The organism is Streptomyces sp. NPDC057638 (genome assembly GCF_042800315.1).
GTDB lineage: Bacteria > Actinomycetota > Actinomycetes > Streptomycetales > Streptomycetaceae > Streptomyces.
On the sequence record NZ_JBHVHF010000501.1, the window covers coordinates 1 to 3,644 of the forward strand.

The 3,644-nt window shown below is 71.3% G+C and carries 4 protein-coding genes; 1 reads left to right on the top strand and 3 read right to left on the bottom strand.

Going from position 1 to position 3,644, the window contains the following annotated elements; all coding sequences use genetic code 11:
* Positions 1 to 291: 291 nt before the first annotated feature.
* Entirely contained in the window at positions 292 to 558 is a 267-nt protein-coding gene (locus ACFVIM_RS33940; RefSeq protein ID WP_384309889.1) for a hypothetical protein, read from the bottom strand.
* A 322-nt stretch (positions 559 to 880) separates the two neighbouring features.
* Complete coding sequence (locus ACFVIM_RS33945; protein ID WP_384309892.1) at positions 881 to 1,690, bottom strand: SGNH/GDSL hydrolase family protein; 810 nt, start codon at positions 1,688 to 1,690, stop codon at positions 881 to 883.
* Between the two features lie 301 nt (positions 1,691 to 1,991).
* On the opposite strand from ACFVIM_RS33945, the gene ACFVIM_RS33950 reads away from it, so the two are divergent.
* Positions 1,992 to 3,131 (top strand): DUF5925 domain-containing protein, encoded by a 1,140-nt coding sequence (locus ACFVIM_RS33950; RefSeq protein ID WP_384309895.1) that lies wholly within the window; start codon positions 1,992 to 1,994, stop codon positions 3,129 to 3,131.
* A 62-nt stretch (positions 3,132 to 3,193) separates the two neighbouring features.
* Here ACFVIM_RS33950 and ACFVIM_RS33955 read toward each other — a convergent pair whose 3' ends face one another.
* A complete protein-coding gene (locus ACFVIM_RS33955; RefSeq protein ID WP_384309898.1) occupies positions 3,194 to 3,565 on the bottom strand; it encodes a GntR family transcriptional regulator in 372 nt (123 codons plus the stop codon).
* Positions 3,566 to 3,644: the final 79 nt, after the last annotated feature.

The window sequence follows — 3,644 nt, forward strand, 5'->3', positions numbered from 1 at the left end:
GGCCGCAGGTGGGTGTGCGGCCGCCCCGGGGTGCGAGAACCCGCCCCGGCTCACCCCAAGGTGCTCTGCCGGCGAGTAGCTCCGTGTGACGCTTCTCTCTACCCGAGGTCGGTTGCGAGCCAAAGGGGCGCGTCTGGGGGCACCCCCAGGCGCAGGCCTGGGGGCTGTCGTGGCCGTCGCGCGGAGATCGCGAGGAACGAGCGATCGAGCACGTCGGACGCGACAACTCGACTAAAGCGCCCCGGTGGGGGTCCCTCCCGGGCGGAGCCTGGGGGAGAGCAACCGCGAAAATTACCGGTGACTGCCGAAGAGGGTGCGGCGGAGGCGGCGGAGTGGCGCGAAGAGGGCGACACGGCCGCTTCTGGTGCGGTTGTGGTCGTACGCCACGTCGCGTGTGGTCAGCTCGCGCATCAGCGAGGTGGCCTCGACCGTCTCACGCTGGGGCACGGCGGGACCGCCGAGCACCGAGAGATGGCGGTCGAGACGCGAGCTGGTCGCGCTGTTCCCGCAGGTGATGGCAGGCACGCGAGGCCTGCTTCGCACTGTTATCTGTTCCATGTCACTCCCCACCCGTATGACGCACCCGGCACGGGCAGATTAACCCTATCGCCCCTCCGGTACGCGCGTGTATCCCGCCCACCCTGTTGGGCGGGTGGGTCGCCGCGTTGACGCCCACGGGATCAATCCATGAGATTCCAGGGCGACTTGGACAGTTATGGCACTTCACCCCTCCATTCTTCCCCCGACACCGGGGGCCCACGCGCCGCGACCGGCCCCGCTCACCCGGGCGGAGCGGAGATCGGGAGTCCGGTCGCGGCGCGGTCGCCCACCCCCGGCCACCGGCCACCGGGCGGGCGTCATGAGGGCGTGCCGGGAGGGCTCAGACGCGCGAGCGGAAGACCGGCAGATAGCCGCCCGACTGACCGGCGGCCGTCGGGTGGTAGGAGTCGCCGATGCTGCCGAGGTTGAGGCTGTGCAGCCAGGAGGCGCTGGAGCAGATCTCATGGCCGGTGAAGGCCGGGACCACGTCCCCGAAGGCGAAGCCGTGGTTGGCGGCCCGCTTGGAGACGGTGCTGTTGAGCAGGTCGGCCGCGTTGTTGATCGCGGCGCGCTTGGTCTCGCTGATGCCGAAGAGGCAGCTTCCGTTGAGCTTGTAGAAGCGCGGGTAGCCGAGGACGACGACCTTGGCGGAGGGCGACTTGGCCTTGATGGCGTTGTAGACGGTGTCGAGCCGGGACGGGAGTGTGGCGGTGACGAAGGCCCGGGCCTGGTTGATCCGGTTGATGCAGTTGGCCTCGGACTGGAGCACACAGACGGTCATGACGTCGGCGAACCCGGCGTCGTTACCGCCGACGGAGATCGACACCAGATCGGTGCCCGCGTTCAGCGGACCGAGCTGGCTGGAGGTCACATTGCTGGTCACCGCCCCCGAACAGGCGGTGAAGGCGAAGGAGGAGGGGGCGTTGGCGTTCGCCCAGAGCTTGGGGAAGGCGCGGTTGCTGCGCTTACAGTCGCCGCTGGCCGGATCGTAGTCACCGGCCCCGACACCCGAGGAGTAGGAGTCGCCCAGGGCGACATAGTCGACGGCGCGCGCGCGCGCGCCCCCCAGTGCCGTCCCCGCGCCGGTCAGGGCGAGAACGGCACCGAGGAGGAGTGAGGACGCGAACGCCGTCAGGCGGGACACTTTCATGGGGCCTCCCTAGCAGGATCACTGCGGGCAACTGTCGTAGCAGTCAGCACAGTTATCGCGGAAGTGCACATGCCAAAAACCCCAGAGTTCGGCCCCGGGAATCAGCCATATGGTTGACGTCGCCCGGTTTCCACCCGTCGGCCACCGGCGCCGCCCGGCGCCCGTACGGACGGGCCGGGCACCCTCCCGGGTGAGGTACGCGGGGTGGGACAGGGGCCCGGCGGCGGGCCGAACGCGACAGCGGGCCAAACACCGCCAAAAGTCGGTGCATCCGGGAGATGGGTGACGGATCATGGGCGCCATGTCAGCAGCACAGCCTCAGTCGCCGCGGAAGCGCGGGCCGGGAGCCCCCGTACCGCCCCAGGACGCCCTGCCGATTCGACTCCAGGTCGATGACAGCGACTCACCGACCGATGTCGTCGACGCCCTCTTCCTCGGGCGATTCGCCACCGGGGAACAGCCGCACTCCCACGGCCACCAGGTCGAGCGGGTCAGGAAGGGGCTCGATCTGCTGCCACCCGGGGCGACGGTGCTGCGCACGGCGCGCGACGACGACCGCCGCTCGGTGCTCGCCGAGGGCGAGGGGTACACGGTCCTGATCTCCCACTGGAGCCAGAGCGCCGAGGTCACCGTGACCGCGACCTCGGCGGAACTGGCCGAGCGGATCGTCCGGGAGTCGACCCAGAACGCCGCCGACGAGCCGGAGCCCCAGCCGGAGGACGTGACGATGGGCTTCTGGTACGTGTCGCCCCGGCGCGGGCCGCACCGCACCACCCGGCAGATCTCGGCGGGTACCTGGGAGGAGGTCCGCCCCAACTACACCGCGTCGGTGGCCGAGGCGATGGACTCGCTGATGAAGATCACCCCCGATGACATCTCCGGGCGGCTGCTGCTGCTCCACGGCCCGCCGGGCACCGGGAAGACCTCCGCGCTGCGGACCCTCGCCCGTTCCTGGCAGGACTGGTGCCAGGTGGACTGTGTGCTCGACCCCGAGCGCCTCTTCAACGACGTCGGCTATCTCATGGACATCGCCATCGGCGAGGACGACGGGGTGGGGCCCGAACGCTGGCGGCTGCTGCTGCTGGAGGACTGTGACGAACTGATCCGGGGCGAGGCACGGCACACGGCGGGCCAGGCGCTCTCCCGGCTGCTCAACCTGACGGACGGCCTGCTCGGTCAGGGCCGCAACGTACTGGTGGGCGTCACCACCAACGAGGATCTGGAGAAGCTCCACCCCGCCGTGGTGCGGCCCGGTCGCTGTCTGACGCGGATCGAGGTCGGAGCGCTCTCCCGGGAGGAGGCCGTGGGCTGGCTGGGCACCGAGGAAGGGGTGGGGCGCGAGGGATCGACCCTCGCGGAGCTGTTCGCGCTGCGGCGCGGCACCACGCCCGCCCAGATCCCGGGCCAGCCGAGGCCGACGGCGTCGGGGCTGTATCTGTAGGGCGGTCCGGGCACCGGGGTCCACCCCCCGGTGCCGGGCGGTGGTATCCCACCGCCGTGTGGTCAGGCCGAGCGCGCCCGCCAGGCCTCCTCGAAGGCGGCCCGTGCCTGCCGCTGGTCGAAGCCGAGGCGGTGCGCGCGGTCGGCGAAGGCGGCGGCGGCCGAGGCCAGCTGGCGCGCCGCCGCGTCGCCCGCCGCCGCGACGAAGGTCCCGTTGCGGCCCCGGGTCTCGATCACCCCGTCGGCCTCCAGCGCCCGGTACGCCTTCGCGACCGTGTTGGCGGCCAGCCCGAGCTCCTCGGCGAGGCCACGGACGGTCGGCAGCCGGTAACCGACCGGGAGCGCTCCCGATCTGGCCTGTTCGGCGATCTGGGCGCGGAGTTGTTCGAAGGGGGCGACACCGGAGTCGGTGGCGAAGGCGATCGTCAGGGTCACCCGGCGATCCTCTCAGGCGCCGTAGGGGCGCCGGCGGTCCCCTGCCGGAAACGGCGCGTCGGCCCCGGTGAGGTTGGAC

Coding starts and splice junctions, on each gene's coding strand:
- ACFVIM_RS33945 (WP_384309892.1), bottom strand. CDS start 1,690: ATGAAAGTGTCCCGCCTGACGGCGTTCGCGTCCTCACTCCTCCTCGGT.
- ACFVIM_RS33940 (WP_384309889.1), bottom strand. CDS start 558: ATGGAACAGATAACAGTGCGAAGCAGGCCTCGCGTGCCTGCCATCACC.
- ACFVIM_RS33950 (WP_384309895.1), top strand. CDS start 1,992: ATGTCAGCAGCACAGCCTCAGTCGCCGCGGAAGCGCGGGCCGGGAGCC.